Consider the following 26496-nt stretch of genomic DNA (forward strand, 5'->3'; position numbering starts at 1 on the left):
GGCGGGTGGTTCAACTACGGCGCCACAGGGCGGGGACGTTCGGAGGCTCCCAGCCGGGAACGGAGGTGTGGGCCTGGATGCAGGTGTGCGCCGCCCCTCCGTAGGTGACCCGGTCGCCGGTCCGGTATGCGGTCCCCGGCGCCCAGGTGCCCCCGGGCGGGGTGCTCGGGCCGGGAGGCGTGACGGTGGGGGACGGTGACGGCGTCTGTGGTATGTCCAGGACGAAGTCGAAGGTGCCCTCCCTCGCCGAGCCGTTCTGACGCACGTTCATGAGCAGCCGGACGTCGAAGATCGAGTCCGTGCTGTTGCGCGGCTCCCCGGGGAAGTACAGCTGGGTGGTCAGCACAGGTCGGCCCGGGGCCTGCACCTTGACGTGGAGGTGCCGGGTGCGTCCCGGGTAGAGCCCCGGCACGATGGTCGCCAGCCGGAACGCCCCCTGGGCATCGGTGAACTGGTGGCCCCGGAACGCGAATCCGGTGTTGTCGTACGCGCCGTTCACGTCCGCCTGCCAGAAGTCGAGCAGGGCCCCTGCAACGGGCAGGCAGGCCCGACCGAAGACGTATCCGCTGACCGTGAGCCGCGTGCCCGGGGTGGACGCGGTCACCAGGGAGGTGCGCAGCGGGGAGTTCGGCTTGAAGTAGGGGCCTTCCGTCTGGGGCACGGTGGGGTGGTCGCCGTCGTCGCAGGCCGGGGTCAGTCCGGGCGCGGCGCCGGCCCCGCGCTGCTCACGGGCCAGGGCCGCTCCACCGCCGATGAGCAGCGGTGTGCCGGTGGCGAGGGCGGCGGCCTTGAGGAAGTTCTTGCGGCTCAGCCGGCTCGGCCGGCCGGTGGGGGCGGGGGCGCCGTTCGGCAGTGCGGACCGTGACGGGTTGGTGGTGTGCTCTCCGGGGCTGGGCACGGGTCGGACTCCTTCTCACTTGTGGGGCGGGGAAGGTGGAGTGATCCGGGCCCCCGGGCCGTGGTGGGGCGCGGCCAGGAGACGAGGGCGCGCACCGCTCGCCCGGACCCCTCGGCGTCAACCTACGGTTCGCTTCGCGGCGGCCGCGATGGACGGGACCCGGGGATCATGGTGAATTCCTCCGCCTTGCGGGCTGCTCCCCGGGCCGATCGCCGCCCGGTAGTCCCCCGGAGTCAGACCGGTTTCGCGCCGGAAGAAGCGGCAGAAGTACGCCGGGTCGGCGAAGCCCGTGTCCCGTGCCACCTGCCGGATCGTGAGGTCGGTACGGGCAAGCAGCCGTTTGGCCTCCAATGTCTGCCGGCGGCGGATCAGCCGCCCGGGGGTCTGGCCGGTCGCCTCCTTCACCAGCGCGTGCAGGTGCCCGGCGGACACGCCCAGCTCCTTCGCGCAGGAGGCCACGGAGGAGTCCGTACCGCCCGGGGAGGCGATCAGGCGGGTGAACGCGGCGGCCAGCTCGGCGGCACGTCCCGGTGCCGCGCTTTCCCGCCCCGGACCCGGCTCGCGGTTGCGCAGGGCCCGGACGATCAGGATGTGCAGGTAGGCGCGCAGTACCCCGGCGTATCCCGTGCGCAGGTTCCGGTACTCGTGTTCCATCTCCGCCAGCAGATCCGGGATCCCGTCCTGGCGGTCCCTCAGGCGCAGCCATGGCCGGTCGGCCAGCAGGTCCAGGGCGGCGGCGTCGTCGGGGTGGGAGAGGAGAAAGTCCTCGTTGAAGAGCATCACCCGACCGGTGAGTCCCTCGATGTCCTCCCAGTGGTGGACCTGGCCGGGTGTGATCACGCAGAGGTGCGGCGGGTCCAGGGGCCGGTGGGCGAGGTCGAGCACGTGCGCACCGCGACCGCCGGTGACGTGGACGATCTCGTAGAACGCGTGCCGGTGCGGGAAGTTCGCGCGGGAGAGCGGCCCGATGGAGTCGAAGGATCCTATGGCGAAGGGCAGGAGGTGCGGGAACGGGACCTCCAGCCGGTGCAGCGGCAGCTTGCCGGTCCGGTGCGTGCTCACGAGGTGATCCGTAACGGGTTCATCGGAACAGTCTGCGACCGGCTCGCCCGCTGGTCCAGACCAAAGGTTGCCGTCCGGGTAGGCCGCGGGCCGAGACGCGCGAGGACGTGCTGGCCGAGACGCAGGTGGGTCTCCTGGTCAACTCCCGCCAGTGGCTCCTGTTGCCGCTGCGGTGTTCCGGAAGGGCGCCAGCCCGCGTGCAAGCCGGGTTCGAAGGCGGGCTGGGTGTCAGACGGGGCGGAGGGTGGGGTAAGGGGTGAGGGCGAGGTAGTGGCCTGCGGCTGCGTGGGCTGGGGTGGTGGGCAGGGGGAGCATGTGGCTGGTTCCGTGACCGCCGAGTCCCCGGCCGGTCCGGCCGGCCAGGGGGTTGCGGAGCTTGGTGTAGAGGTGATCGGGGGAGAGGGCTCGGGCGTCGTGGAGGTCTTCGGTGCCGGTGATGATGTTGAGGAACGATTCGTGCAGCCGCAGGGGACGTTGGTCGCGGTGGCTGAGTTGCTGGGCTTGCCGGAAGTAGGCGTCTCGGCCGTCGTGGATGCGGTAGAACGCGCCGACGAGGATGAGCAGGCGTTCGTAGGCGTTGCGGTAGGCCGTCTGGTAAAAGGCCCGCGCGGCCCCGTCTTCGACTTCGCCGCGCAGGACGGCGGTGATCGCGGCAGCGGAGAGCAGCCCGCTGTACATGGCCAGGTGCACGCCGGTGGACAGCAGCGGGTCCAGGAAGCAGGCGGCGTCGCCGGCGAGGTACCAGCCCGGCCCGCAGAACGCTTCGGCGGTGTAGGAGTAGTCGCTTTCGGTCTTCAGCTCGGAGTCCTGGCGCGCCCCGTGGAGGATCCGCCCCAGCAGGGGGCACCGGCCGAGTGCTTCCTCGTAGACGGCGTCGATGGAACCACGGGCGTCGCGGGCCTGCTGGAAGGAGCGTTTGTCGGTGACCAGGCCGACGCTGAGGGTCCCGTCGTGGAGCGGAATGGCCCACAGCCAGCCGTGGTCAGGCAGCGAGAACACGCCGATCGAGCCGTCGGGGGCCTGCGGCAGCGCGGTGGCGTCGCGCCAGTAGCTCCACACGGCGATGTTGCGGAAGACGTCGTGGATCCGGCGGATCCCCAGCTGTCGGGCGCCCAGCACTCCGGCCCGGCCTGTGGCGTCGACCAGGTGCGTGAAGCCGATGCTTCCGTCGCGGCCGTTCTCGTCCAGCCACGTTGCAGACACCGCCCGCCCCCCTTCCAAAGCGATGCGGCGTACGCGGGTTGCCTCCCGTACGTCCGCACCGAGACGGCGGGCGTGGTCAAGCAGCAGCTGGTCGAATTCGGAGCGGATGACCTGGAAGCTGTACTGGGCCTCTCTGCCAGGGTCGTCGAAGCCGAGCGCCCACTCCTGGCCGCCCCACCCGTAGAAGGCCCCGATCTTGCGGACGAATCCGTGCTGCTCGACCGTCTCGCGGACGCCCAGGATGTCCAGCACCGGCAGCAGGAGGGCAGCAACGACTCCCCGATGTGATATCGCGGGAAGCGTTCGCGTTCCAGCAGCACCACGTCGAACCCCTGCCGTGCCAGCAGCCCCGCGGCCGTCGCCCCCGCCGGTCCGCCGCCCGCTACCATCACCTGCCTGTCCTCACGCACGCACATCCCCCGTCCACTCGAGGTAACGGCTGATTTCGCCTTCTGCCTCACGCTCGCTGCCCGTGCCAGCATGGCCACCATGACGAGTACAGGGCACACGCCGGCCGTCACACAATCACCCGCCCCCGGCCATGGCCGAACCCCGCCCCCTGCCGCACGGCTGACCCCCTTCCCCCCGCTCACCGTCGGCGCCGAAGAAGAGTTCCTCCTGGTCGACCCGCTCACCCGAGAGCTGCGCCCCCACGCCGAGAAGGTCGTGGCCGAAGCCGCCCGTGACCTCGGTGACCGCGTCGGCCCCGAGCTCACCCGCTACCAGGTCGAGACGCGTACCGACCCCCACACCCGCCTCGCCGACTTCGCCGACCAGATCCGCGCCACCCGCCGCTCGCTCGCCCAGGCCGCCGCCCGCCAGAACCTGCGCATCATCTCCACCGGTACCCCCGTCCTCTCCCCGGCCGGCCCCGCACCCCTGACCGACGGCCCTCGCTACGCCGCCAGCGCCGCCATGTTCCGGGCCCTGGACGACGAGCAGATCGCCTGCGCCTGCCACATCCATATCGGGGTACCCGACCTCGCCACGGCCCTGAAGATCAGCAATCACCTGCGCCCCTGGATTCACGTCCTGATCGCCCTGTCGGCCAACTCGCCGTACTGGCAAGGCCGGGACACCGGCTATGCCAGCTGGCGCACCACCACCTGGGGACGCTGGCCCGTCGCCGGCCCCCCGCCGTACTTCGAATCCCCCTCACACTTCGAGGACCTCATCGCGGACTTCCTCACCAGCGGCACGGTCCTGGACCGCGGCGGCCTGTACTGGGACATCCGCCCCTCCCACCATCAGCCCACCCTCGAGTTCCGTGCAGCTGACGCCGCCGCCACTCCCGAGGACACCGCGCTGCTCGCCGGCATCGTCAGAGCGATGACCGCGACCGCCATGACCGCCATCGACGCGGGCGAACAGGCCCCGCAACCCGCCCCGGAGCTCCTGAGGGCCGCCAGCTGGCGAGCAGCCCGCGACGGCATCACCGGCCACGGCCTCGACCCCCTCACCGGCCACCTGAAACCAGCCACCACGCACATCGACCAGCTCCTGGCCCACTTGCAACCCGCACTCCACCACTACGGCGACACCCACCTCGTCCACACGCTCTGGTCCCGGCTGCGTGCGCAAGGCAGCCGCCCGGAGGCGCAACGCGCGGCCCATCGCCACCGCGCCCGGCTCACCGACGTCGTCGACCATCTGATCGCCACCACAGCCCCGCAGCCCTGGCCAGATGCGGATCTGTGCTGAAGAAGCGAAGCCCTCTGCCGGGCGCGTCGCGCGGCCCGCATCTTCATGGGCAGCCACCAAACACGTACCGACCTCGGCCGCAAATTCGGCGTCGTCGACGTCGTCTCCACCCGCAACCAGGAAGGCACGAGCTGGAAACTCGTCTACCAGTCGCTCGACCTGACGATGCCGGCCGGGCGCCGCCGGTCGTACGGGTGGGCGCCGCCGTGGCCGCACTCGGCTCGCTCCTCGCCCTGATCCTCGGGGTCTCGCGCACCACCCTGGCGATGGCCCGCGACCACCACCCCCCCGCACGCCCTGGCCGCCGTCCATCCGAGGTTCCAGGTACCGCACCGCGCCGAACTCGCGTCGCCAATACTTCCGAGATCCCCGCATCAGCCCTCCGAACCACCCAGAACTATTCGGCCGCGGGCACTCCTCTGGCTCACAGCTTGTCACCCATGAGCCAGTCCGAGGGAAGCAAAGGAGGGTCATCCAAGAGGTACTGGCGGGGACACCCCCCGCCTCCTGCGGCGCCTCGCCCTCGCCCGCGAGCACCTTGACCGCAAAAGTGTGCGGCCAAGTCATGGTTGCGTCGTTAGGGTCAACCGGTCCGCGCTCCGGGAGCCGGCAAGGACGAGGCTGCTCACCCTTAGGGCAAGCGTCCAGGCGCGTCCATTGGTGCAGAAACGTCACCTGCTGGAAGCGATCGCCGGATACTCCTGGTCCGGACCCCTTCCCCTGGAGCGATCCTCATGCGCGCGATGTCTCTCATCACCCTGGCATCCGCCGTACTGTTCGTCGCTGGGCTTCCCTCTGCGGCGGCGGCATCGGCACCCGAGCCTGACGCCACCCGGGCCACGGCGGAGTCGGTGGACGTGTTCCAGACCGGAGGAGACGCTGTCCACTACTCCAGCACCCCGCCGCCTGCGATCTCCGCGCACGGCTGGTGGCTCGACAAGGACAGCGGCGGAGCCAAAGCCAAGGTCACGGTGGAGCTCCAGATCCTGACCGGCGGCCGCTGGCACACCGTGGCCTCGGGCTCCAAGATCGTCAAACAGGGCGGCGGAAGTTCCCGCAGGGCCAACGCCCGGAAGGCGTGCGTGGGTACCAAGGCCACGACGTGGCGCAGCCGAGTCGACGTGGACATCATCGGAGTCGCCGACTCGCCCAACAAGCTCGAGACTCCTGGCAAGACCTTCAACTGCGGTGTTTGAGGGAGGAGAGCGATGACCGAGGAAAGCCCCGTGCTGACGACCGAGATCTATGGTGTGCTCACCCAGCACCCGTGGATTGGACAAGTCAGCGCCGACCACGACCTTGACGAAGACCTGTTCAGTCTGGCCGTGAAGCGAGCCGGGGCGTACGGGTGGAGCACCACCCTCCTTGGTGCGCAGAACACGCTGGAAGGGCAGCGCTGGGAGCACGCCGATGCAGGGGGCGACTGGTCTCAGGACGGGCAGGAACGGCAGGTGGCCTGGCTCACGGTCTACCCCGCCGCGAGCCTGAGCGGCCAGCACCTGCCGGTCCTGCCCATGGTCCGGACCCTCACCGACGCCCTGCACCGCGTGGGACGGCTGCGCTTCACCCAACTCCACGTCCACGCACCCCTCGCCCTGGCCCGGGACGCGGGATTCGATCTACGGGCGGCCGCCGACTGGTTCGCGCTCTCCTCACCGGACGCACGCACGAACATCATGCTCACCGTCCGTACCGACCCGACGCCGAACCCGGAGCAGTTGTCCGCCGCCGTCGCCCGCAGCGGACACGGCCTGCTGCGCCTCCACCCGAGCCCCGGCGACGGCCCGGGGGCCAGCATGGCGGGGGACATGCCCGAGTGGACGCCGGACGCCGCCGCCTGGGCCACCGCGACCGTCCTCGAAGTCCTGCGCGCGAGCGACGTCCGGGCACCGGCCCGGATCACCATTCGCGCCGTGTGAGGAGCCACGCCTCGCCGGCCCGGTGTCTCGCCTCATCTTGCGGGGGCGCTGCCCACCGTCGGGATGCATCTGAACTGGAAGATCCGCAGGTGGGCGGTGAAGAACAAGGTCGAGTTGTGCTTCACACCCACCTACGCGTCCTGAGCCAACCCCATCGAGGCCCACTTCGGGCCGTTGCGGACACAACAACGCCCGCACCCCGACGTCTTGGCCGCCCAGCGACGCGAACGCGCCCGCATCCGCAGCGAACGAGGCGTCCGCTGGGGTGGCAGACCGCAGCCTGACATCACCGCCCCGACCACCGGAACTGCTCGTCCTCCGGTTCCTCCCGTCGCTCCAGCACCCCTGCGGCGACCAGCTGAAGAAGCACCTCATGAAGAGCGTTCCCCAACGGTTTGTCGGTCCAGAACACGCCTTTGACCTGCGTGAACGTCACAGACTCGTCAAAGATCCCCAGCGAACGGCCCACCACGAAGGCAGCACCGTCCCAATCAGTCCAGCCAGCCATGCCCCCGGAAAGATCCACAAGCCGATCCTGCCAGCACACGCTCCAACTCGGTGAACCGTCCCGGTCACAGCACTAGACGGCGAGCGCGGGTCCGGTCGAGCTGTTGTGGGACAGCGGCCTGTCCGCCCGCCAGGTGTTGGCGGTGCTGTCGATGGTGGTGTGGAAGAGCCGTTGGTCGTTGCCCACGCCCCACGCCCCACGCCCCACGCCCCACGCCCCACGCCCCACGCCCCACGCCCCACGCCCCACGCCCCACGGCCCACGCCCCACGGCCCACGCCCCACGTCCAGGCCTGTGTCGACGCCTGGCTCGCCCACGCCCTGGCCGCTCACCGCGGCACTACCGCGACCCGGCCGGCCGCGAGGCCGCCGCCGGTCTTCTGATCCCGCCGGTCCTCGCACACGCCGCCCTGCTCGGCGAACTCCTCCGCCTTGTCCCCGGCGCCGACGCCGACCCGGTGGATTTCGCGGACCGGCTCGTCGCCACCGAGCTGGCTGGTATGGGGCATAGGCCGTTCAGGGGGCGTGCGTCGGGGCATGGAGGGCGCATTCCACATAGAAGATCAATTCGAGTGCGCCCCTCCGGGGTAACGCGCGGCTTTACAAGATCGCCCGGTTGTTAGCTTTCTGGTCATGACTCAGTTGCTGGAGTCCGGCCAGGAGCCGGACTACTTCGTGCTGCCCTCCGCGCGTGAGGCGAGCGAATCGTTTCGTCCCCTGGTGCTTGACCCGGCGATGTCTGCCGACGCCGCTGTCCTGGCCGGGCTGCGGGAATCGACCGGCGTGCGTGAGGTCCATGACCGTATCGAAGAGCAGGTCGAGGAACTTCTGTGCTGCCGGGCGCCCCATGATCCCTTCGGTTCCCGTTCTCGCTCCCGCGCGATGGCCGAGGCCATGAACGGCCGGCCCGAGGCCTACGGCAGGTGGGTCTGGTACCCGTGGTCCGGGCGCCTGGTGCATGTGCTGCCGGAGGCGGAGTTCCGGCTGGTACGTACCGATCGCAACCGCGACAAGATCACCCGTGAGCAGCAGCAGGTCCTGCTGCGGCGCCGGGTTGGCGTCATCGGGCTGTCGGTCGGCAGCAGCGCGGCGCTGGCCTGCGCCATGGAGGGGGTCGGCGGGGCCTTCCGGCTGGCGGACTTCGACCAGCTCGGCCTGTCGAACCTGAACCGGTTGCGGGCGGGCGTCCACGAGCTCGGGGTGGAGAAGAGCGTGCTGTGCGCGCGCCGCATGTACGAGCTCGACCCCTACCTGGACATCGAGGTCTTCCGGGGCGGTATCACCGAGGACACCATCGGAGACTTCTTCTTCAGCGGTTCTGCGGGCGGTGACGGCCTGGACCTGTTGGTCGAGGAGTGCGACACCCCGTGGGTCAAGGTCGCTGCCCGCGAGCATGCCCGCCGTCGGCGGGTACCCGTCCTGATGGACACCAACGACCGGGGCCTGCTCGACATCGAGCGCTTCGACCTCGAACCGGACCGTCCGCTCTTCCACGGCCGCGCCGGCGACGTGCGCGCCGACGACGTACGCAGCCTCGACGGAGACGAGGCCATCCGCTTCCTGCTCACCATCGTCGACCAGGAGCGTCTGAGCCCTGCCATGACTGATGCCCTCACCCGCGTGGGACGTTCCCTCTCCAGCTGGCCCCAGCTGGCCAGCGGGGTGATGCTCGGTGCGGCACTGATCACCGACACCGCCCGCCGCATCCTGCTCGGCGAACCCCTGCCGTCAGGCCGGCACTCCATCGACCTTCACACCCTCGTGGCCGCCGGCACAGCCCGGCAAGCAAAACCTGAAGCCGACCGGTGAACCGTGTCCCCGAACTGCGCGGCGAGCACCTGTGGCTGCGGGAGCTGCGCGCCGACGACCACGAGCCCTTCACACGGATCCACACCCACCGTGTGCTCACCCGCTACCTCGGCATCGACCGCATGGACGCCGGCCAGGCCCATGACACATTCGCCCGGGCCCTGGCACAACCCCACATCCATCCCCGCCGCAAGTACACCCTGGCCATCCGCACCCCCGACGACGACGCCTTCGTCGGCACCATGGGGCTGCTCGTCGAGGACTACGGAAACAACGCAATGCTCACCAGCCTGGTCCTGCTGCCGGGCGCACCGGTGAGCGGCCACGGGCACGAGGCGGGACGCTTGCTGATGGCCTACGGCTTCGGGCACCTGGGCCTGCACCGCATCTGGGCCGGCCACCGCAGCGACCACCACCACATGGCCCGGATCATGCACGCCGCCGGACTCTGCCCCGAGGCCACCCTTCGCCAGCTCTTCCGCACCCAAGGCTGCTGGCACGACGTCACCACCTACGCCGCCGTCGCACCCGAGTGGAAGCGCCAGGCCACTGCCCGAGAACTTGCCATCCTCGACGGTGTGGACTCCCTATCTCCCGGGCCCGGGCGGTAGCGGGGCGCCGGAGCCGGAAACGGACGGGGAATTGCCCCGACGTTCACGACCGCGCGGGAGGCGGGGACAGGACCAGGTTCTGCTTGTCCAGGCCCTGGCAGGCGAGGTATCCGGCGTGCCGGCGCACATGCGCACATCCAGGCGCCCCCACTGGTTCTCTTTGAGGGGGAGGATGGTGTCCTCGTCGTGATGAGGCCTTCTGGCTGGGGTCGCGTCGGGTGAATTCGACGTACCTCGCCGCCCGGCAGAAGGACGGCGTATTCGACCATCCCAACGGCCTGCTGCGCCGATTGGTCCGGGAGGCCGCAGGCCGGGATGCCGAGCCGAGCGCGTGCCTGCTGGACGCACAAAGCGTCAAGACCTCCGCCAACGTACCGGCTGGCGGCCAGGGCATCGACGCGGGCAAGAAGATCGCCGTACGCAAGCGCCACATCGGCGTCGACACCCCTCGGGCTCCTCCTCGCGGTCTGGGTCACCGCGGCCAGAGCGGCACCGTAGACGCCCCCCGCCCCGGAGTGGGCGGCATCGTCCAGACGTGCATGGGCGACCAGACGGCCGTTGGTCTGTGGGTACGCGTCGGGTGACCGGGACGGGTCGGGCTGGTGGGCGGGTCGCTCCTTCAGGCCGATCCGGCTGCATTTGCGCATTGATCCGCTCTGGCTGAGCAGAAGACACGGAGCGAGCCGCCTACCGCCTTGGAGGGCATAGACGATGGCAGACGACACGCGGACGGGACATGTCTCACCGGACGGTATTTCCGCGGGTGAGCAGATCATTGCCGCGCTGGACAGGCTTCCTCCACCCATGGTGGGGGCCCTGAAGCAGTTGATGGTCTCGTTCGGTTTTCCGGCGTCGGGCACCGTCAACGAGATGCCTCCCGGGGTTGCCCCTGCGCTGACCGCGGTCGCGGACGCGTTCTGCAGGAGCATCCCAGGCGGGCAGGGGACGGGCTCGCCAGGTGAGGGAGTTCCGCCCTTCCCGAACACGCCACCGCTTCCTCCGCCCCCGCCTGGTGTGATCACTGGCTAGGCGCAGCGGGCCCTGCTACCTCGAATCCCGCATGGGCCGGCGGGCACTCGTACGGCGCGGAGTGGACGGCGACGAAGCTGCGGTGGGGCCTGGCCGTCGATGAGCTGGAGCGCGCCCGGCTGCCGGACATCGCGGCGGGCTGCGGCGACACGAAGGTGGAGTTCACCCCCGCCTCGTAGACAGCCGGCTGGCTGAAGGCCGTCACCCTGCTGGGGTGGCGGCCCTTCGTCGTCAGCGTGTTCTTCTGACTAATCTCCAAGGCGTACCGCAACCGGCAGGGGAAGGAGGGCAAGGGGCACAAGCAAGCTGTCATCACCCTCGCCCGCCGCCGCGTGAACGTCCTCTGGGCCATGATCCGCGACCACACGCTCTTCCAGGTCACCACGACGTAGAACGCTTGCCCGGGAGCTCCGACCGAGAGCTTGTCCGTAACGAACTAGTCCTTCAGGTCGCCCTTCTCGTCAAAGGAGATGGTGCCGATTGAGGTCTTGAAGGTGCCGCTGTGGAGCTCCTTGGCGACCTTGTCGGTGTCCTCCGACTTGGCCGCCTTGATGCCTTCGGCGATCAGCTCGACTGCGGCGTAGGCAGGGAAGACCAGGAGCCCGTTGGGGTCCTTGCCGTCGGCCTTGATCGCGTCGACGATCGCCTTGTTCTGAGGGTCCTTGGCGAAGGAGTTGCCGGCAGCCGGATCCTGCGTGCTGTCGACGGCGACCGTGCGGAAGATGAGCCGGTAGCCGCGGGCGGTGATCTCGGGGTCGGTGGCACCAGGCGTGATCATGATGACGCCCTCGTCCTCGTAAATGTCCGAGGCCGGCTGGGTGGTGACCGACGCCATGTGACCGATGACGAACTTCACGCCGTCATTGACGATCTTGTTGGCCACGGCGACGGCCTGCCGGGCGTCTCCACCGTCGTCATATTCCTTGGCCTCCACCATCTTGCCGTCGATGCCGCCCCTGGCGTTGATGTCCTTGATGGCCTGCTTGACGCCGGTGAACTGCATGTCGCCGTACTGGGTCTCCGTGCCGGTCTCGGGGCCGGCGATTGCGATCTTGATCGTGTCAGCCACTGCGTCTCCCACTGGAATAGATGGTCGGCAACGAGCCCGCAACCGGGCGTCAGGCAAGGGCAACCACGCACCCTCGCAAGGCGGTCATTGCACCCGGTCGCAGTCCATCGCCATGATCAACCGACCGCTCGACACCATGCCGGGAACCGAGAGCATTCACTCGAACGAGCAAGCGCGAGGATGGTCGGAAGTGAGATGAAGGCAGCCTGGCCAAGTCCGGGCAGACCATCTGCCGACGCCGAATCGCTCCACTCAAGTCACAGGGGCGGCTCGACGCCGCGATTGGGAAGTTGCCACCTGATGCCGCGTATTGCATCGGATGTGAACGGGTGCTGCGCTCGGGCCGCCAGTAGATCGGCCGGGGCGCAGCAAAGGCCGGGAGCGGCCCGTTCAAGCCCTTGCTTCTGGGGCGTGGCCCAGGGTGCCACACGGAAAGGCACCGCAATGTGCCTGATCACGGGCATGGATGGCGGCCAGGAGCAGCGGACTGTGCAGGAGGAGGTGTCCCTCGCCTGCACCGGCCCGGGCGGGCTCTCCTGCCCGTCCTGCGGCTCGCGCGAGGTGGAGTTGGAGGTTCGTCAGCGGGCGGTCTGCACGGTCTGCCGGTGGGGTGGCATGGAGTTCGAGTTGACCGGCTATGACAACGGCTGGTCCTGCTGACCGGGCGCGCGATACCGGTGCGGGTACGGAAGGGCGGCGGGCAAAGTGCCGCCCTTCCGTAAGACCAATGATCGCTGATGGACAGCCCTGCGGCCTGGTCCGCCCCTGAAGTGCCCTGCGGGCACGGGCGGACAGAACCTGCCCTGCGGGCAGGGCGCTGCGCGCCGGGGCCCGCCCCTGCGGGGCGAAGGAACAACCCCTCTGTGCTCCCGCCGGGGGGCAGGGTGTGGTCGGCCCGCGCCGGTCGCCGGTACGGCGGTCCCGCTCCCCGGGCGCGCGGAAGCGGGACCCCGGGGCCGTCCCCGCCATCCTGTCCCGCCGGCCGGCTGCGCACGGTCGGCCGCGCTGTCCCCCTGCGCCCGGACCAAGCCCGCCAGGTCGCCGACCGCCTCACGCCCGCCGGCCCGGGACACCCATGGGGGGCGCCCGCTTCGCGGCCGCGTGGGGGTCAGGTGACCTGCTGGACGTCGTCCTGGTCCGTCCGGACACGGTCGCAGAGATCAGCGCCGGCCCCTCCCCTCCTGCCCGCCAACGGTCGTAAGGGCCTCACCCACCGCTTGTCGGAGGGTTCTGCGCACCCCCAACTATCGCAACTATGATAGTTGCGGGGTAGGGTGTGGGGTATGGAGCCGAAGACGTACACGACGATCGACCTCCGCAAGCAGATGGGCGAGATCCTCGACCGCACCCGGATCGCGGGGGAGCCTGCCGCCATCACCCGTAAGGGCAAGACACTGGCCTACCTCGTGCCCGCCGAGTGGTTCGAGCAGTACATGGCACGGCAGCCGTCCGTCGGTGCGGACCAGGACGCGGCCTGAAGCCGACCGCAGGCCGACCGCAGCAGACCAGGAGTCCCGTCTCATGACAGCGCAGCCCATCCATTACGACGGCCCAGGCGGGGACCGGCCCCGCCCGGTGCCCCCGATGCCCGAGCGCACCCCTCAAGCGTTGCGTCTGGCCATCCAGGACCACGCACCGCATCTGCTGCCGGATTTCGAGGCGCACTGGCGTCGCGCGATCGGCGACGCCTTCAACCTCACCCCGGTGCCGGCGTTCATGCGCCTGTGGTGGACCCAGTACGCCATCGCCCGAGACCCAGGCCTGGAAGCCCACTTGCGCGACCTCGAGGCCCGCGCCGCGGAGTCCGAGAACCCCGAAGAGTCCGCGCACCTCCTGGCCGAGTACAGCCGGCTGCGCCGCCAGGCAGCGGCCGTGGAGCCCGGCCGGTGACCGATGAGCTCCCCCGCCCGCCCTGGCAGATGGACTGGACGGCCGAGGCGCTCCAGGAATTCGAGAACATGCCGGACGACGGCAAACAGCTGGTGCTGTCGGCTCGCGCCGAGCTGATCACCGCCGTGGATCCCTACTACCGCGGTATCGACGCCGATGCGTCGCTGCCCCACTGGATCACCGTCCGCCCCCTGGCCTCGACCAGCCCGGGAGGCTCCCACATCGCCGACCTCGCCGGCGGCCGCGGCTGGATTGTCTTCACCTTCATCCGCCGCCACGCCGACCCCCAGATCACGGTCACCGACGCCTTCTGGGCCTGACACCACGCCGCTGCCGGTGGCCGGATCCTTCGGCCGGTGGTCCCTGTTGGTCGGGCGGCGGGGTTCTGCTACTGCTGGGGCCGGTGGTGTGGTGGGTGGGTGAGGCTCGGCCAGATCCAGGGGAATGAGGGCCCGGTGGCCAGAGCGCTTTGGTGGCAGTAGCACGGGCCGCCCAACCACCCCGCGGCCGGCGTAGGGACGTGCGGCCTTGTGGTCCGGGCTACCTGCCCCGCTGAACCCGCGAGCGCCTGCCAAGCCTCACCCTGCTACGGACGGCGGGCCGGGGTGCGGCCTCCGCCGCTGCCCTGATGGCCACGGCCGCACCCCGCAGCAGTCTCTACCCCGACGCTCCGCTCACGTGTGCGTTCATGTGTGTTCAAGCACGTCAGGCCCCCTGGGTGCTCCAGTGAAGCCGGGTATGGCGACCGCCAGCTGGCGTTGCTCAGTGGAGGGTCCTGCGCTTGGTGGTGTCCGTCCGACCGCTTCCCGCGGAGGGATGCGGCCCGTTGATCGGGGTGTTCACCATTCCAGCGCGGTGATCTGCACGATGTACACGCGTTCGCGGCGGACGACGACCTGGTAGGTGATCATCCCGCCGGGGAGCGTGTCTCCCTTGGGGTTGAGCCCTTGGTGGTCGCCGGCATGGAGGTAGGTCACCTCACACGCGCGTACCAGCTCGTCCGCCTTCTTCTCCACTTCCCGCAAGAAGCGGCGGGTGCGCTCCTGGCCGCCGCTTCGGCGCTGAAGGCGTATTCCCAATTCCAGGTCAACCACGCACCGCCTGCTGGGCTTCGTCGAGTACGGCGCTGATCTCGGCGAGGGCCCTGTTCACGGCTTCTTCGTCATCGTGCCCGTGCTTGTCGTACGTGGCCAGGACGTCCTGCGCGTGCTGGTAGCGCGAGCGCAGGTCCAGACGCCGGGCGATCTCGATGTTCTGGGCCCAGACCAGCAGCCAGGCCTGGATCGGAGCGAGCGACTTGTGGTCGATGGCCTGGGCGAAGGCCTCGTCCATTGTGCGCTGCATCTCTTCCAGCCGGGACGGATCAACCCGTCCTCTAGCGCTTGCCTCCCGGATCCACTACGCGACCGCCTGAGCGTTTCCGCCCTGAGGTCTGCCGATTCCCGGGCCGGGTGCCGCCGGGCGGCCGTCGCCCTCGGCTGCCTTGGCCCTGGTCGCCGGCGCCGAGTGGCGACCTCGGCGTCGGTCAGGGGGCTTGGGCGTGGGGTTCTCGGGGGAACGGCCCCGCTGCGCTTCCTCGGACTCCCCGAGCACAGGTGAGGGATCGCGGATTTCGGGTGAGAGGTGTGCAGGGGCCGTGCGCTGACTGACATGGGAGTGGTGTCCGGGGTTGTGGCGCTGATATGAGGTGGTGTCTTGTCTGGTTGGGCCCTGCCATGAAAGCGGTGCTTCGCATTCTGTATCCCGGCTGCCACGATGCTTGGGGCCGGTTTGCCCTGTTTCCAAGAGGGGGAGGTTTTTGCCGTTCCGAGTGATCGACTCGGACGTACGGGAAGGTTGTGGGAATGCCGCAGCAGGGTGTCGTGAAGTGGTTCAACGGCGAAAAGGGGTTCGGGTTCATCGCTGTCGATGGCGGGGGGCCGGATGTGTTCGTGCACTACTCGTCGATCCAGGGTGCCGGCTTCAAGGAGTTGCAGGAGAACCAGCGGGTGGAGTTCGAGGTGACCCAGGGCACCAGGGGTCCTCAGGCCGATCAGGTGCGGGTTCTCTGACTCTTCGTAGGGGCCCGCGGCACGCGGGCCCCAGGCCGACTCGCACGCTGTCGAGGCTGACACCGATCGTGATGAGCGGCACGGGATTTTCACCCGCTGGTGACGATGGCCTGCACCGGCGGGTGGGCCCTACTGAGTTGCCGCCAACTTGAAGTGCCAGGTCAAAGGGCTGGTGTGATCGGTCCTCCGGGTAGTCGTGCTGGTCGGGCGTGAGTCGATGGAGAAGATCATTCGTCAGCACGGTTGAGTCGAAGAGAAACACGATGCGAGGGACGTCGGCGGATGTGCGAGCCTTCCTTTCCCAGATGCCGACCGAGAAGACTCTGATGACCCGCGATGAGGCCCTCAAGCAGCTCAGCCACATCGCGCGCGAGCGGGCATTTGGTAGGCACGTCGGGTCCGACCGGCTTATCCGGGCAGGGCTTGACGCACTCATGGCCCAGGTCGAGAGCCCCTCCCTCGCAAGGTTGGCCGGCCTCCTCCGCAGCGAGGAACCCGAAGCCCCAGCGCTCTTCGACCAGGTGCTGGAGGAGCTGGAACTGCTCTTCATCCCGCCCGCTGATCCTCGGGCCGCAAGGTGGGCGATGGCTCACTGGATCGCCGGTCAGATAGCCGACGGAACCCTGGACCCCGCCACCGGCACCCACCTCATCTGGGCGGACATCGCCTGGGACCTCGGCTACCCCGAGGAGCTGCAATCCCTCGTCTCGTGCCATTTCAACCTGGACGGATGGGAGGAGAGCTGGGGCGTCTCCGTCGAGGAGCTCAACAGGGAAGCAGTCGAGGCGGCGAAACAGTTCTTGATCAAGCGGCCGGCAGCAGAGGCCGGGAGCTGACCGCCGGTTCTTGCCCGCGGTGGCTGGGCGGTCTTCCACGATCCGGTGCATGTCGGATCCCGAACTGCCGGAACAGATCACCGCACGGCGCGCGGAACTGGACGAAGTCGAAGAGCTGGCGGAAGTGCGGGCCGAGCGGGACGAGCTCGCCGTCGCCGAACGTGTCCTTGAACGGATGACCGGGCAGCTTGCTGAGGAACGTGCCTCGGCCGCGCCCATGCCCGGGCAGGTGGCCGGACGAGCGGTGATGCTGATTCCGCACCGCGAACCGGGTGTGGAGGAGGGCTCGCTTCCGTGGGACTACCAGCGCATCATCACCGCGGTGCGGCAGGCCGCCGGACCGGTCATGGCCCGCGAGGTCGGCGAGGTGGTGGGGGTGGACGTCAGCGTGAAGGCCAAGCTGGAACCGCTGCGCAGCAAGCTGGTCAGACTCGTCGATCGCGGCTGGCTGCGGAAACTGCCCGACGGCCGCGTTCGGGCGGTCACAGTGACCGCGCCCCGAATGGAAGCTCTCCGCGGCGCGGGCAGACCAGCCCCTACGCAGGCGAGTCCGGTGCCCCGGCAGCACTAGCGCTCCTGAAGTCCGCCGCGTGCCGGCCCCTGGGGCCCGCAATGATCTCGAACTCCAGGGCTTGGCCCGCCTTCAGAGTCTTGTACCCATTCGTCTCGATGGCGGAGTAGTGAGCGAACAGGTTGACCTTGCTCCTTGCCATGACGCTTGCCTTCCGGTCGACAGTCACATGCGAGGCAGGCGCCTCGAAAGGATCATGTCCCCGCCGGGGAACGCTCACGCCAGGCGAAGATCGCGGCCCCCGGTCTGCGCAGCCGCAGGTACAAAGGCCACCGTCGACCCACGCCGCGCTCGCCGTCGCCTACGCCGACGACGGGCCGGCCGTCGCCCCTGGTTCCCTCACCGCCCTTTGCGTAGGGAAGCTTCCTGGCCAGGCCAGGAAGTGGTTTAGGAACAGGTACTGATCAGGATCCGGCAACCGTGGTTGCCGCCGTCGGCGGACGCGCTGTGCCGTTACGGCTCGGAGTGGACCGCGACGAAGCTGCGCTGGGGCCTGGTGGTGGCCGAGCTGGAGCGGGACCGGCTGTACGGGATCGCGGCGGGCTGCGGCGGGACGGACGTGGAGTTCACCCCGGCCCCGTAGCCAGCCCGTCCCACAGAGGTTTGAGGGCCGTCACCCCGCGCGCGGGTGGCGGCCCTTCCGGATGGCAAGGGCACGCCCTTCGTAGGGTCTGCTGCTCACCCTCTGACTTCCGGTTCCGTCGTGCGGGGGGCGAAGGGTCGCGTCGGCGAGGGTGATCCGGGGCCGGGGGCGTGAGGGCCGAGCCGCCCGGACCGGCCTGCCTGCGGCCCCAGCCATCTGCTGAAGGCCTTGGCGGCAGGGCGCTCGATGAACCGGTGCACCAGCCAGGAGATCGCGAGCAGGACGGGCACGAGCACGCCGAGCAGCGCCCAGGGCGCCATCAGGTGGTGGAGGAGCCGGATGGCTTCCCAGCCGGGCTTCTCGTGCAGGAGGTACAGGGGAAAGGTGAGTGAGCCGGCCCAGACCAGCCACGGCCGCCGGCGGGACGAAGGCCTTCCCAGCGCCAGGCCCAGCACGACCAGGTAGAAGACGGTCACCATGCCGAGGGAGACGAGGAAGGAGAGGGGACCCTTCACCGATCCCTCGGCCGCGGCCACCTGCACGTGCAGCTGGTCCCGGGCCAGCAGCCAGGAAACACCGAGCAGCAGCCAGGTCGACGGGGTCGGGCCGAAACGGTGCATGAGGTACATCAGTACGCCGGCGGCGAAGAACGGAGCCGCGCCGGGCATGGCCACCGACGTCAGCAGGGCGCTGCCGCAGTGGGGGGCGATCGCGGCCGACAGGAGCCACAGGGCGCAGAACGCGAGAACCCGCCGGTAGGTGAGCCCCATCGCGCAGACGACGGCGAAGAGCAGGTAGAAACGCAGCTCGGCCCAGAGCGTCCAGTACGAGGGGTCGATGTTCCGTACGCCCAGCGGCTCCTGGAGCATCGTCAGGTTCGTCAGGATCCGGGTGGTGGTGAATCCCGTGTTCCCGTCCCGGGTGAAGAACAGCACCGTCGTAGTGAACAGCACGGCGAACCAGTAGGCGGGGTACAAGCGGATCAGCCGTGAGACGGCGAAGTCCCGGACGCTCCGGCCCCAGCACGACATGCAGATCACGAATCCGCTTATCAGGAAGAAGAGTTCGACACCGAGCCAGCCGTACGAGGCGAACGGCTGGAATGCGGGGAAGACCTCCGCGGTGGCGACGCCCCATCGCGGTGAGGACCAGTTGTCGAACGCGCAGAAGTGGAACGCGGTGACCATGAGCGCCGCGATGAGACGGAGTCCGTCGAGAGAGTGGAGCCGACCGCCGCCGGTGGATCCGGCCGGACGTGCCGGAGGGGGCGTCGGGCCGTCCTGCGGACTGTCGAGAGCGCGTGGGCTGGTCATGGATCCGGGTTCTGTGGAGCGGTCGCAATCCCCGGGAGTGGCAACGGAGAACCGCCGGGCAATGCTCGTGACGGTGGGGGGCGAGGAACTGTGCAGCCGTGGGTCCCTCGTGACCGGCGGGCCTTTGGACGGAAGCGTTGCGCATGCTACTCACTTCCCGGGCGCGAATCCGGCCGCTGTGCGGACGGATCCCGATGGAGTCCGTCCTTCGACGGCGTCTCGGCGCAGCCGTTCGGGTGAACCGGGGCCGGGTGGTCGGCCAGGGCGCGCGAGGTGGTCCGAAGAGCCGCGGGCGCGATGGCGCGGTCGATCGGCTGCCGACGCGTCCTGCGAATGCCCGGTCGGTGAACGGCCCCTGCTCGAATCCAGGTTTGTCCTGATTTCGGGGCTTTACTACGTTCCTTTCGTGATGCAACGACTGAGGGTGATCCGGCCGACCTTCCGGTACCCGCGCTGTTCGACGCTGCCCCTCGCCCTCGCCCTCGTCGCCGCCGCACGAATCCACGCCGGTTACGCCTGCGGTGGCGTCGTGGCGGCCGCCCACGGCGCGGCCCTGACCCGCTGATCCGCCTCTACTCCTCCCCGCCCCGTCCTTTGGGGTTCGGTTTTCCGAACCCCAAGGACGGGGGCGGGCACGATCGACCCCCCAGCTCCGTCCGCCCAGGATGAGGGCATGGCTGAAACGAAGACGGAGATCGGGGCGGGCCCCGCCGCCCGAGCGCACGACCTGCACCGTGACCACGGGCGCGGCGCCGGCGTGGTGCGGGCGTTGCGCGGGGTGTCGGTGGACTTCGCGGCGGGGACGTTCACGGCGGTGATGGGGCCCTCGGGTTCCGGTAAGACCACCCTGTTGCACTGTCTCGCGGGGATGGACAGGCCCACCCGGGGGTCGGTGTGGTGGGGTGCTACGGACGTGTCCCGGCTTCCGGAGCGGCGGCTGGCCGCACTGCGGCGGAGCCGGGTGGGGTTCGTGTTCCAGGCGTTCAATCTGATGCCCGCGATGACGGTCGCGCAGAACGTCGAGCTGCCCGGTCGGCTCGCCGGTGAACGCCCCGATCGGGGACAGGTCCTGGAGGCCCTCGACCGTGTCGGGCTCGCGGGGCGGGCGGGGAACCGGCCCGGGCAGTTGTCGGGCGGGCAGCAGCAGCGGGTGGCCATCGCGCGGGCTCTGGTTTCCCGGCCGCGGGTGCTGTTCGCCGACGAGCCGACCGGCGCGCTGGACCGGGCCACCGGCCACGAGATCCTGGCCCTGCTGCGTGAGGGGGTGGACCGGGACGGCGGGACCTGTGTGATGGTGACGCACGATCCGGTCGCCGCCGGTTACGCGGACCGGGTGCTGATGCTCGCCGACGGTGTGCTCGTGGAGGAGCTGGAGCGGCCGGACGCGGCGCGCATCGGCGAGTGCCTGAGCCGGCTGGGCGGGCGAGGCCGGTGATCTCGATCGCCTTCGGACAGATGTCGCGGCGGCCGGCCGCATTCGCCGGCCTGGCTGTCGCACTGTTCCTGGCCGTCGCCACCCTGACGTTGTTCGGGGGGCTGTTCGCAGCCGAGGTGACCGCCTCCGAAGTCGTCCGGAAGGAGGTGGTGGGACCGGGGGTGGTGGTGATCGCCGGTGCCTTCGGTGAGATCTCGGTCCTGGTGGCGTTCTTCGTGGTGGTGAACGCGTTGGGTTTCGCCGTACGCCGGCAGTCCCGGGAGCTGGCCCTGCTGCGGACCGTCGCGGCGACACCGCGCCAGGCGCGGCGGCTGGTCCGCGGCCAGGTGGTGGTGACCACCATGCTGGTGGCCGTGCCGGGCTGGGCCGCCGGCTCGGCAGGGGCCCGGCTCGCCCTCACCGCCTTGCAGGAGCAAGGAATGGCGGCACCGGGACTGCGGGTGCCGGGGACACCGGTACCGGTGCTGGTCGCGGTGGCGGCCGTACTCGCCGTGGGTCTGACGGCCTCGGCCCTCGCGGCACGGCGCGTCTCCCGGATCGCGCCCGCGGCGGCGCTGGCCGCGACGTCGACCGATCACGCACGCACCGGCGCCGCACGTCTGCTGGCCGGGGCGGTCGCGCTGGCGGGGGGCGTCCTGCTGCTGCGGCTCGCCGCGACGCGCCCGCCGGATCAGATCGACAAGGCGGGGCAGGCCGCGCTCCTGGCCGCCCTGACGCTGCTCGTCGCGGTGGGCCTGGCCGGACCGCTCGCGGCGCGCGTCCTGGCAGCCGTACTGGGCGGGCCGGTGCGGGTGCTGTCGCCCGGTGCGGGCTGGCTCGCCGACGCCAACCTGCGCGGCTACGCCCGCCGGTTGTCCTCCGCCGTGGTACCCGTGGCGCTGCTCGTGGGACTGTCTGGGACCATGATCGTCATGACGAGTACCGCCGCGCATGCCACGGGTGACACGGGCACCGGGATCGCCTCGGCCACGGACGTCTGGCTGCGCCAGGCGGAGTTGGCGCTGCTGACCGGCTTCGCGGCCGTCTCCACCGTCAACACGCTGGTCGCCGTGACCGCCGAGCGGCGCCGCGAGTTCGCGCTGCTGCGGCTCGTCGGCGCCACGCGGGCGCAGCTGCTGCGCATGCTGGCCGTGGAGGCGGGTCTGACCGCGGCGGTGGGGGTGCTGCTCGGCGCGGTGGTGGCGGGCGCGGCGTCGGCGGCGTTCAGTACGGCGGTGACCGGCTCGGCGCTGCCTCAGGTCCCGGGTGGCGACTGCGGGTGGATCCTCGTGGGCGCGGTCCTGCTGACCGCTCCGAGCATCCTGGCCACGGGCGTGTGGGCGGTCCGCGGTCCGGCGGCGGAACTGGTGGGCGGCGGCCGTGCCTGAGCGCGCCGCTGTCCCGGTACCCTCCCCGGGCAAGGAGGCGGCGCCGGATGTCCAGGACCGGCAGCCCGTCGCCGGACGGCGGGGGTACTTCTCCCTCCGGGCCGGCGAGTGGGCCTTCGCCGCCGTCGGGCTGCCACTGGCACTGCTCGGCGGGGTGTACGCCATCGCCGTCGTGTACGCGGGTGTACTGCTCTCCCTGACCGTGCTCGGTCTCCCGTTCCTGGTGGTGGCGCTGCTGGGCGTACGCCGCTGGGGCGCCCTGCACCGGTGGCTCCTCGGCCGCCTCCTCGGCGAGTACGTCGAGGCGCCGCCCGCCCCGGGCCGCCGGGCGGGCGTGGTCGCCCGAGGTCGTACGGTGCTGGCCGATCCGGTCGCCTGGCGGACGCTGCTCTACCTGGTGGCGCGGTTGCCGCTCGGTGTGCTCGGCTTCGTCTGCGCCGTGCTGCTGCCCCTCGGGTGTGTCTGGCTGATCGGGTTCCCGCTCTGGGGGCGTCTGCTGGAAACGGGCCCCCGGCCCGTCGCGTGGCTGGATCCCGGCTGCGTGCTGCTGGGCGCGACCCTGCTGTCGGCGGTACCGGCTGCCCTTCGCGGGGTCGGCGGGGCGGACCGGTGGCTCGCCCGCCAGCTGCTCGGCCCCGCCCGGATCCAGCGGCGTGTCCGGGAGCTGGAGGCCGCCCGGGCCGTCCTGCTCATGGAGAACACCGACCGGCTCCGCCGCCTGGAACGCGACCTCCACGACGGCACACAGGCCCGGCTCGTCGCCCTGGCCATCACCCTGTCCCTGGCCGAGGACGCGCTCGCGCCCTCAGCCCCCGACCCTGAGCGGCTGCGCACCCTGGTGGGCCGGGCCCGCGGCCAGACCGACGAAACGATCACCGAGCTGCGCAGGCTGACCCGGGGCCTCCACCCGGTGGCCCTGGACGAAGGCCTCGAACAGGCCCTGCCGGGACTGACCGCCGTCTCACCGGTCCCCGTCGCCATCCGGCTGGAACTGCGGGAGCGCCCCCATCCCGTGGTCGAACGGGCCCTCTACTTCTGCGCCGCCGAGCTGCTCGCCAACATGGCCAGACACAGCGGTGCCCGCTCGGCCGAGCTCACGGCGGTGGCCGCGGGCGGGCGCGTACGTCTGACCGTGCGCGACGACGGGCACGGCGGCGCGTCACCCGGCGCCGGCGGGGGAACCGGTCTGGCGGGCCTGGCCGAACGGCTCGCGGCGGTCGACGGCTCCCTGCGGGTCGACAGCCCGACCGGGGGGCCCACCACCATCACCGCGGAACTTCCGGCGCGTCCGTGACACGGGACGGATCAGCCCCCGGTCTCGGACAGGTAGGCCAGCACCGCCTTCACCCGCCGGTTGTCGGTATCCGTGGCCCGCAGGCCGAACTTGGTGAAGACGGCGGCCACATGCTTCTCCACCGCCCGCTCCGACACGACGAGCAGAGCGGCGACCGACCGGTTGGAGTGACCTTGGGCCATCAACTCCAGCACCTCGCGCTCACGCGGCGTCAGCGCGTCCACCCGGCCGCGCTGCCCACCCCGCATCAACAGGGTGACCACCTCCGGGTCGAGCGCCGTACCCCCGTCGGCGACCCGGTGCAGCGCCTCCACGAACTCCGAGGTCCGCGCCACACGTTCCTTGAGCAGATAGCCGACGCCCGCCGCACCGTCCGCCATCAGCCGGGACGCCCAGGAGGCCTCCACGTGCTGGGAGAAGACCAGGATGCCGGTGCCGGGCGCCCGCACACGCAGCTCGACGGCGGCGCGGATGCCCTCATCCGTATGGGTGGGCGGCATGCGGACGTCCACCACCGCCACGTCCGGCCGGTGCGAGGCCACGGCTTCCAGCAGGGCGGGACCGGTACCGGCCGTGGCCACCACCTCGCATCCGCGAGCCCCGAGCAATTCGACCATGCCCTCGCGCAGGATGACGGAGTCCTCGGCCAGCACCACGCGCAGCTGTCTGTTGATCATGCCACCAGTATCCGGCCGGCCAGGACCGGCAGGCCCCTCGGAACCTACGCACAAGGGCACGGGGGCGAGGAACTGCCGGAAGAACAGCCGCAGCCCCTCCGCGACGGAGCGCCGCAGACGCGCCCATGCCCGGGCGGCGCCACCCTGCCCGATGGCCATGGAGGGCGGAAGCAGACACGCTGGGTTTTGCGCAGGTGGTGGCGTGCTTCGAGCCGGACGACACGGTCGTAGCGGTGTGGGGGGAGGACGGACGCGTCCGTCAGTCCGCGTACTCGGCCTGGAGCAGCTGGCGGCAGGCCGGGCAGAGCGGGGCCCCGCTCCGTAGCGGCAGGTGGGCGGATGGCTTCTCTGCACTGGTCAAGGCGAGCCGATCTGAACGGCATCCGTCGTAGCCGGCGAGCGGCAGCAGACGGGCCGCGGTCACCAGTCGCGGACGGAGTCCACGCCTTCGATCAACGCCGCGCGAGCAGTGCTCAGGTCTCGGCCGACAGCGGTCTGCGCTTCGTCTGCCAAGAAGTCCAGAGCGTCGAACAGCTCCTCGCGTTCGATGGTCTCGATGAAGGGCGGGCGGCTGTCCAACGCGTTGAGGGCGGCTCCGAAGGCGCGCCCGATCTCCGTGATGTTGGCAGGCTGCTCCCCGCTGGTGACTTCGGCGAGGAAGGCGTCCCGGGTTGCTGTGTAGTGGGCAAGGGCCTTGCGGTACCGGGTGCGGGGAATGTGCTCACGGCCGTCCCAGTCGCGGAGCGGGTTGGTGGCGTTGGCAGTGACCCATTCCGGCTTGCGGGCACCGCGGACGTCGAGCTCCACTCCGTGCCGCACGTGCGATGACGTACCGCGGTTCGGAGCCGGCCCCGATGCCGCCGCCGGTTGATTTTCGCCGCGGGGCTACCGCGAGGCCGAGTCGAGGCCGTCCGAAGGCGGTGCCGGCCCGGGCGCTCGGGGGCGTCGGTGAGTTCAGGCCGCCGGACCGCGTTCACGGTCGACGTTCGCGAAGTGCGGGTTCTCGGAGGCTGGTGACCTGCGACCGGGGAGGTTACCGGTGACGTTATCGGTGAGGTCACCGGGCACTCGGTGGGGTCACCGCGGGGCCGGGCCGGTGCCCAGGACGCGTCGGCCCGTGCTGCGGGCGGCGGGAGCGGTGACGGCCTGGACGTCGGCCGGCCGCTCGGCGGCGAGCCAGGCTCGCGGAACGTCCTCCCGGGCGCGGGACGGCTGCGGATCGTCGGACTCGGGGCCGGTACCGAGCCGGCGACGCGTGTTGCTCACCGCCCCATTCTCCCGGCTCACCATTCCGACCGGCGGTGAGGGCGAGTTACCGGTTGCCGGTTACAGCCCTCCGTGTGTGCGGGGTCGCGCTGCTCGGGGCAGGGGCGGGGTCTCCCGGCCGTAACCGGTAACTCGCGTCGGCGGGGCTGGGCAAGCCCCGCCGACGGCCGCCGTTCGGGGTTGCACCGGAAGGGGGCTCCACAGTTGCCTGCAGAGGTGCTCCCGGCGGGGTACCGGGGGTGTGACCGGAGGTGGGACCCCCCGAAGTCGATGATCTTTCATAACCGCAGGTCAGGGGCGGTGGGCAAGCCCCTTTCGTAAAACGACACCTCTTTGTACGCGTCAGCCGGACAAAGAGGCTGGTCTGGCAGGGTCGGCCGGGGCGGCGCGACCGGCGGCGGAGCCGTCCCCATCCCGCGTCCGCCAGGAGTCGTTCAGGAACCAGTCCTCGCCCCGGTGTTCTCAACGGGCCCCACTGGAACGGGGCGAGGTGGGAACGCGGCGTGATGGAACGGGGAACGTGGGACGCAGCCGCGGGTGTACGGGTGGGAGCCGGCGGGGCCGACGGCCGGGCACGGGTACGTCGAACTGGTCGGCGGCCGGCTCGATGGTCAGTTGCTCGACGTGACCGGCTGGACGGCTGCGGATCGGGCGGCAGGCGCTCCTGCTCGCTGATCTCGGCCTGTACGGGCCGGGCGTCCGCGCCGGCTACGCCCCGATGACGATGCCGCGGGCGGCCCGTTCCGGTGGCGCGGCGGCACGTCCTGAACCCCCGGCCCCTTCCTCGACGGACGGGGGAAACAAGGGGGGAACCATGGGGGGAAGCTAGAGGGGGAATTGGAGGGGGAACCTAAGGGGGGAATCATGGGGGGAAGCCGGTTTCGGGGAGGTTCCGCGTTTTGGCTGGTCAGGTGCCCTTCTGCGGGTGGTGACTTTCCGGACTTTCTCTTTGTGGGTGCTTGTAGGTAGTTGATTGGTTGCTGGGTTGCTTGTGGGTGTTGGTCGGTTGTCTGGTTCTCGGCTGGGTGTTCGGTCATGCCTGCTGGCTGTGTTGAAGCCCCTGCCGTTGCTGCCCGCAGGTGATCCCTTGACTGTGTTGAGTCCCTGAGTCCCTGAGTCCCTGAGTCCCTGGCGGTTGCCCGCGGGCGGCCGTGTACGGGTCCCTGACGGTTGCGCCTGGGTAGGGTCGGCTTCAGTCCGTGCCGACATGGGTGCGCGGGTCAGGAGCGGTGCCCAGAGCGCTCTGGGGCAGTACGACCGGACCGACTTCGGCCCCGGCACACCCATGGTGTGCCGGGGCCGCACTGCGTCCCGCATTTTCCGCCCAGATACCCCGATCCCGCCGGAGCCGTGCGGAAGCTGTACCAAGATCTTTCGCATCCTGACTCAGCACCACCAGGAGCAC

Annotated in this window: 31 protein-coding genes and 6 pseudogenes; 23 read left to right on the forward strand and 14 right to left on the reverse strand. The window is 70.4% G+C overall.

What is annotated here, in order from left to right:
- Nucleotides 1-10: 10 nt before the first annotated feature.
- The 4 genes and pseudogenes from ABZZ17_RS20190 to ABZZ17_RS20205 all read right to left on the reverse strand — a co-directional run.
- Entirely contained in the window at nucleotides 11-853 is an 843-nt protein-coding gene (locus tag ABZZ17_RS20190; protein ID WP_356877730.1) for a carbohydrate-binding protein, read from the reverse strand.
- A 162-nt stretch (nucleotides 854-1015) separates the two neighbouring features.
- Complete coding sequence (locus ABZZ17_RS20195) at nucleotides 1016-1960, reverse strand: AraC family transcriptional regulator (RefSeq protein ID WP_356877664.1); 945 nt, start codon at nucleotides 1958-1960, stop codon at nucleotides 1016-1018.
- 228 nt (nucleotides 1961-2188) lie between these two features.
- On the reverse strand, nucleotides 2189-3415 hold the full coding sequence (locus ABZZ17_RS20200; protein ID WP_356877665.1) for a tryptophan 7-halogenase: 1227 nt from the start codon (nucleotides 3413-3415) through the stop codon (nucleotides 2189-2191).
- A 65-nt stretch (nucleotides 3416-3480) separates the two neighbouring features.
- Nucleotides 3481-3654, reverse strand: a pseudogene (locus tag ABZZ17_RS20205) (FAD-dependent monooxygenase); the annotation flags it as partial.
- Between ABZZ17_RS20205 and ABZZ17_RS20210 the strand changes: the two are divergent.
- The 6 genes and pseudogenes from ABZZ17_RS20210 to ABZZ17_RS20235 all read left to right on the forward strand — a co-directional run.
- Nucleotides 3653-4864, forward strand: coding sequence for a glutamate--cysteine ligase (locus ABZZ17_RS20210; protein ID WP_356877666.1), 1212 nt, complete (start codon nucleotides 3653-3655; stop codon nucleotides 4862-4864). The pseudogene ABZZ17_RS20205 and the gene ABZZ17_RS20210 overlap by 2 nt on opposite strands.
- 45 nt (nucleotides 4865-4909) lie before the next feature.
- Nucleotides 4910-5101 (forward strand): hypothetical protein, encoded by a 192-nt coding sequence (locus tag ABZZ17_RS20215; RefSeq protein WP_356877734.1) that lies wholly within the window; start codon nucleotides 4910-4912, stop codon nucleotides 5099-5101.
- Nucleotides 5047-5209 (forward strand): annotated as a pseudogene (locus ABZZ17_RS20220) (amino acid permease); the annotation flags it as partial. The gene ABZZ17_RS20215 and the pseudogene ABZZ17_RS20220, both read left to right, overlap by 55 nt.
- Before the next feature lie 398 nt (nucleotides 5210-5607).
- Nucleotides 5608-6060, forward strand: a complete 453-nt coding sequence (locus tag ABZZ17_RS20225) for a hypothetical protein (RefSeq protein WP_356877667.1) — start codon at nucleotides 5608-5610, stop codon at nucleotides 6058-6060.
- Between the two features lie 12 nt (nucleotides 6061-6072).
- On the forward strand, nucleotides 6073-6783 hold the full coding sequence (locus tag ABZZ17_RS20230; protein WP_356877668.1) for a hypothetical protein: 711 nt from the start codon (nucleotides 6073-6075) through the stop codon (nucleotides 6781-6783).
- Between the two features lie 78 nt (nucleotides 6784-6861).
- Nucleotides 6862-7059: pseudogene (locus ABZZ17_RS20235) on the forward strand (IS630 family transposase); the annotation flags it as partial.
- Nucleotides 7060-7069: 10 nt separating this feature from the next.
- Here the strand turns inward: ABZZ17_RS20235 and ABZZ17_RS20240 are convergent.
- Nucleotides 7070-7309: a hypothetical protein gene (locus ABZZ17_RS20240; RefSeq protein WP_356877735.1), complete on the reverse strand. Its 240-nt coding sequence runs from the start codon at nucleotides 7307-7309 to the stop codon at nucleotides 7070-7072.
- Nucleotides 7310-7619: 310 nt separating this feature from the next.
- Nucleotides 7620-7799, reverse strand: coding sequence for a hypothetical protein (locus ABZZ17_RS20245; protein WP_356877669.1), 180 nt, complete (start codon nucleotides 7797-7799; stop codon nucleotides 7620-7622).
- Nucleotides 7800-7932: 133 nt separating this feature from the next.
- Between ABZZ17_RS20245 and ABZZ17_RS20250 the strand changes: the two genes are divergently transcribed.
- The 4 genes and pseudogenes from ABZZ17_RS20250 to ABZZ17_RS20265 form a co-directional block, all read left to right on the forward strand.
- Nucleotides 7933-9099: a ThiF family adenylyltransferase gene (locus ABZZ17_RS20250; RefSeq protein WP_356877670.1), complete on the forward strand. Its 1167-nt coding sequence runs from the start codon at nucleotides 7933-7935 to the stop codon at nucleotides 9097-9099.
- Nucleotides 9096-9710: a GNAT family protein gene (locus tag ABZZ17_RS20255; protein WP_356877671.1), complete on the forward strand. Its 615-nt coding sequence runs from the start codon at nucleotides 9096-9098 to the stop codon at nucleotides 9708-9710. The genes ABZZ17_RS20250 and ABZZ17_RS20255 overlap by 4 nt, the downstream gene beginning before the upstream one ends.
- Before the next feature lie 308 nt (nucleotides 9711-10018).
- Nucleotides 10019-10193, forward strand: a pseudogene (locus ABZZ17_RS20260) (transposase); the annotation flags it as partial.
- An 800-nt stretch (nucleotides 10194-10993) separates the two neighbouring features.
- Nucleotides 10994-11131 (forward strand): annotated as a pseudogene (locus ABZZ17_RS20265) (IS110 family transposase); the annotation flags it as partial.
- Between the two features lie 44 nt (nucleotides 11132-11175).
- Here ABZZ17_RS20265 and ABZZ17_RS20270 read toward each other — a convergent pair.
- Nucleotides 11176-11808, reverse strand: a complete 633-nt coding sequence (locus ABZZ17_RS20270) for an ABC transporter substrate-binding protein (RefSeq protein ID WP_356877672.1) — start codon at nucleotides 11806-11808, stop codon at nucleotides 11176-11178.
- 462 nt (nucleotides 11809-12270) lie between these two features.
- Between ABZZ17_RS20270 and ABZZ17_RS20275 the strand changes: the two genes are divergently transcribed.
- From ABZZ17_RS20275 to ABZZ17_RS20290, 4 genes are all read left to right on the forward strand, one after another.
- Entirely contained in the window at nucleotides 12271-12468 is a 198-nt protein-coding gene (locus ABZZ17_RS20275) for a hypothetical protein (RefSeq protein WP_356877673.1), read from the forward strand.
- Nucleotides 12469-13091: 623 nt separating this feature from the next.
- The gene (locus ABZZ17_RS20280; protein ID WP_356877674.1) at nucleotides 13092-13286 is read left to right on the forward strand and encodes a type II toxin-antitoxin system Phd/YefM family antitoxin; all 195 of its coding nucleotides are present in this window, start codon (nucleotides 13092-13094) and stop codon (nucleotides 13284-13286) included.
- Nucleotides 13287-13329: 43 nt separating this feature from the next.
- The gene (locus ABZZ17_RS20285) at nucleotides 13330-13698 is read left to right on the forward strand and encodes a DUF6247 family protein (protein WP_356877675.1); all 369 of its coding nucleotides are present in this window, start codon (nucleotides 13330-13332) and stop codon (nucleotides 13696-13698) included.
- Nucleotides 13695-14018 (forward strand): hypothetical protein, encoded by a 324-nt coding sequence (locus tag ABZZ17_RS20290; protein ID WP_356877676.1) that lies wholly within the window; start codon nucleotides 13695-13697, stop codon nucleotides 14016-14018. The genes ABZZ17_RS20285 and ABZZ17_RS20290 overlap by 4 nt, the downstream gene beginning before the upstream one ends.
- Before the next feature lie 519 nt (nucleotides 14019-14537).
- Here ABZZ17_RS20290 and ABZZ17_RS20295 read toward each other — a convergent pair.
- A complete protein-coding gene (locus ABZZ17_RS20295; protein ID WP_356877677.1) occupies nucleotides 14538-14792 on the reverse strand; it encodes a hypothetical protein in 255 nt (84 codons plus the stop codon).
- Nucleotides 14785-15042: a hypothetical protein gene (locus tag ABZZ17_RS20300; RefSeq protein WP_356877678.1), complete on the reverse strand. Its 258-nt coding sequence runs from the start codon at nucleotides 15040-15042 to the stop codon at nucleotides 14785-14787. The genes ABZZ17_RS20295 and ABZZ17_RS20300 overlap by 8 nt, the downstream gene beginning before the upstream one ends.
- 500 nt (nucleotides 15043-15542) lie before the next feature.
- On the opposite strand from ABZZ17_RS20300, the gene ABZZ17_RS20305 reads away from it, so the two are divergent.
- The 3 genes from ABZZ17_RS20305 to ABZZ17_RS20315 all read left to right on the forward strand — a co-directional run bounded on the left by ABZZ17_RS20305 (nucleotide 15543) and on the right by ABZZ17_RS20315 (nucleotide 17156).
- Nucleotides 15543-15749 (forward strand): cold-shock protein, encoded by a 207-nt coding sequence (locus tag ABZZ17_RS20305; protein WP_356877679.1) that lies wholly within the window; start codon nucleotides 15543-15545, stop codon nucleotides 15747-15749.
- Nucleotides 15750-16054: 305 nt separating this feature from the next.
- Nucleotides 16055-16585 carry a hypothetical protein gene (locus tag ABZZ17_RS20310; protein ID WP_356877680.1) on the forward strand — a complete coding sequence of 177 codons (531 nt, stop codon included), beginning with the start codon at nucleotides 16055-16057 and terminating at the stop codon, nucleotides 16583-16585.
- A 49-nt stretch (nucleotides 16586-16634) separates the two neighbouring features.
- Entirely contained in the window at nucleotides 16635-17156 is a 522-nt protein-coding gene (locus ABZZ17_RS20315; RefSeq protein WP_356877681.1) for a hypothetical protein, read from the forward strand.
- On the opposite strand, the gene ABZZ17_RS20320 is transcribed toward ABZZ17_RS20315, so the two are convergent.
- Nucleotides 17122-17298, reverse strand: a complete 177-nt coding sequence (locus ABZZ17_RS20320; RefSeq protein WP_356877682.1) for a cold shock domain-containing protein — start codon at nucleotides 17296-17298, stop codon at nucleotides 17122-17124. The two genes, ABZZ17_RS20315 and ABZZ17_RS20320, sit on opposite strands and share 35 nt — an antisense overlap.
- A 282-nt stretch (nucleotides 17299-17580) precedes the next feature.
- Between ABZZ17_RS20320 and ABZZ17_RS20325 the strand changes: the two genes are divergently transcribed.
- Nucleotides 17581-17739 (forward strand): hypothetical protein, encoded by a 159-nt coding sequence (locus ABZZ17_RS20325; protein ID WP_356877683.1) that lies wholly within the window; start codon nucleotides 17581-17583, stop codon nucleotides 17737-17739.
- A 95-nt stretch (nucleotides 17740-17834) separates the two neighbouring features.
- On the opposite strand, the gene ABZZ17_RS20330 is transcribed toward ABZZ17_RS20325, so the two are convergent.
- Entirely contained in the window at nucleotides 17835-19052 is a 1218-nt protein-coding gene (locus ABZZ17_RS20330; RefSeq protein WP_356877684.1) for an acyltransferase, read from the reverse strand.
- Between the two features lie 406 nt (nucleotides 19053-19458).
- Between ABZZ17_RS20330 and ABZZ17_RS20335 the strand changes: the two genes are divergently transcribed.
- The 4 genes from ABZZ17_RS20335 to ABZZ17_RS20350 all read left to right on the forward strand — a co-directional run bounded on the left by ABZZ17_RS20335 (nucleotide 19459) and on the right by ABZZ17_RS20350 (nucleotide 23148).
- Nucleotides 19459-19617, forward strand: a complete 159-nt coding sequence (locus ABZZ17_RS20335) for a hypothetical protein (RefSeq protein WP_356877685.1) — start codon at nucleotides 19459-19461, stop codon at nucleotides 19615-19617.
- 108 nt (nucleotides 19618-19725) lie between these two features.
- Nucleotides 19726-20487, forward strand: coding sequence for an ABC transporter ATP-binding protein (locus tag ABZZ17_RS20340; protein WP_356877686.1), 762 nt, complete (start codon nucleotides 19726-19728; stop codon nucleotides 20485-20487).
- Nucleotides 20484-21854, forward strand: coding sequence for an FtsX-like permease family protein (locus ABZZ17_RS20345; protein WP_356877687.1), 1371 nt, complete (start codon nucleotides 20484-20486; stop codon nucleotides 21852-21854). Before ABZZ17_RS20340 ends, ABZZ17_RS20345 begins: the two co-directional genes overlap by 4 nt.
- The gene (locus ABZZ17_RS20350; protein WP_356877688.1) at nucleotides 21847-23148 is read left to right on the forward strand and encodes a sensor domain-containing protein; all 1302 of its coding nucleotides are present in this window, start codon (nucleotides 21847-21849) and stop codon (nucleotides 23146-23148) included. Before ABZZ17_RS20345 ends, ABZZ17_RS20350 begins: the two co-directional genes overlap by 8 nt.
- An 11-nt stretch (nucleotides 23149-23159) precedes the next feature.
- Here the strand turns inward: ABZZ17_RS20350 and ABZZ17_RS20355 are convergent, their stop codons facing one another.
- From ABZZ17_RS20355 to ABZZ17_RS20365, 3 genes are all read right to left on the reverse strand, one after another.
- Nucleotides 23160-23825, reverse strand: a complete 666-nt coding sequence (locus tag ABZZ17_RS20355) for a response regulator transcription factor (RefSeq protein ID WP_356877689.1) — start codon at nucleotides 23823-23825, stop codon at nucleotides 23160-23162.
- A gap of 420 nt (nucleotides 23826-24245) precedes the next feature.
- Nucleotides 24246-24644: a hypothetical protein gene (locus tag ABZZ17_RS20360; protein WP_356877690.1), complete on the reverse strand. Its 399-nt coding sequence runs from the start codon at nucleotides 24642-24644 to the stop codon at nucleotides 24246-24248.
- A gap of 258 nt (nucleotides 24645-24902) precedes the next feature.
- Nucleotides 24903-25091, reverse strand: a complete 189-nt coding sequence (locus ABZZ17_RS20365) for a hypothetical protein (protein WP_356877691.1) — start codon at nucleotides 25089-25091, stop codon at nucleotides 24903-24905.
- Between the two features lie 537 nt (nucleotides 25092-25628).
- Between ABZZ17_RS20365 and ABZZ17_RS20370 the strand changes: the two are divergent.
- Nucleotides 25629-25809: pseudogene (locus ABZZ17_RS20370) on the forward strand (hypothetical protein); the annotation flags it as partial.
- Nucleotides 25810-26496: the final 687 nt, after the last annotated feature.

Source organism: Streptomyces sp. NPDC006512 (genome assembly GCF_040611935.1).
In the GTDB taxonomy this organism is placed as follows: domain Bacteria; phylum Actinomycetota; class Actinomycetes; order Streptomycetales; family Streptomycetaceae; genus Streptomyces.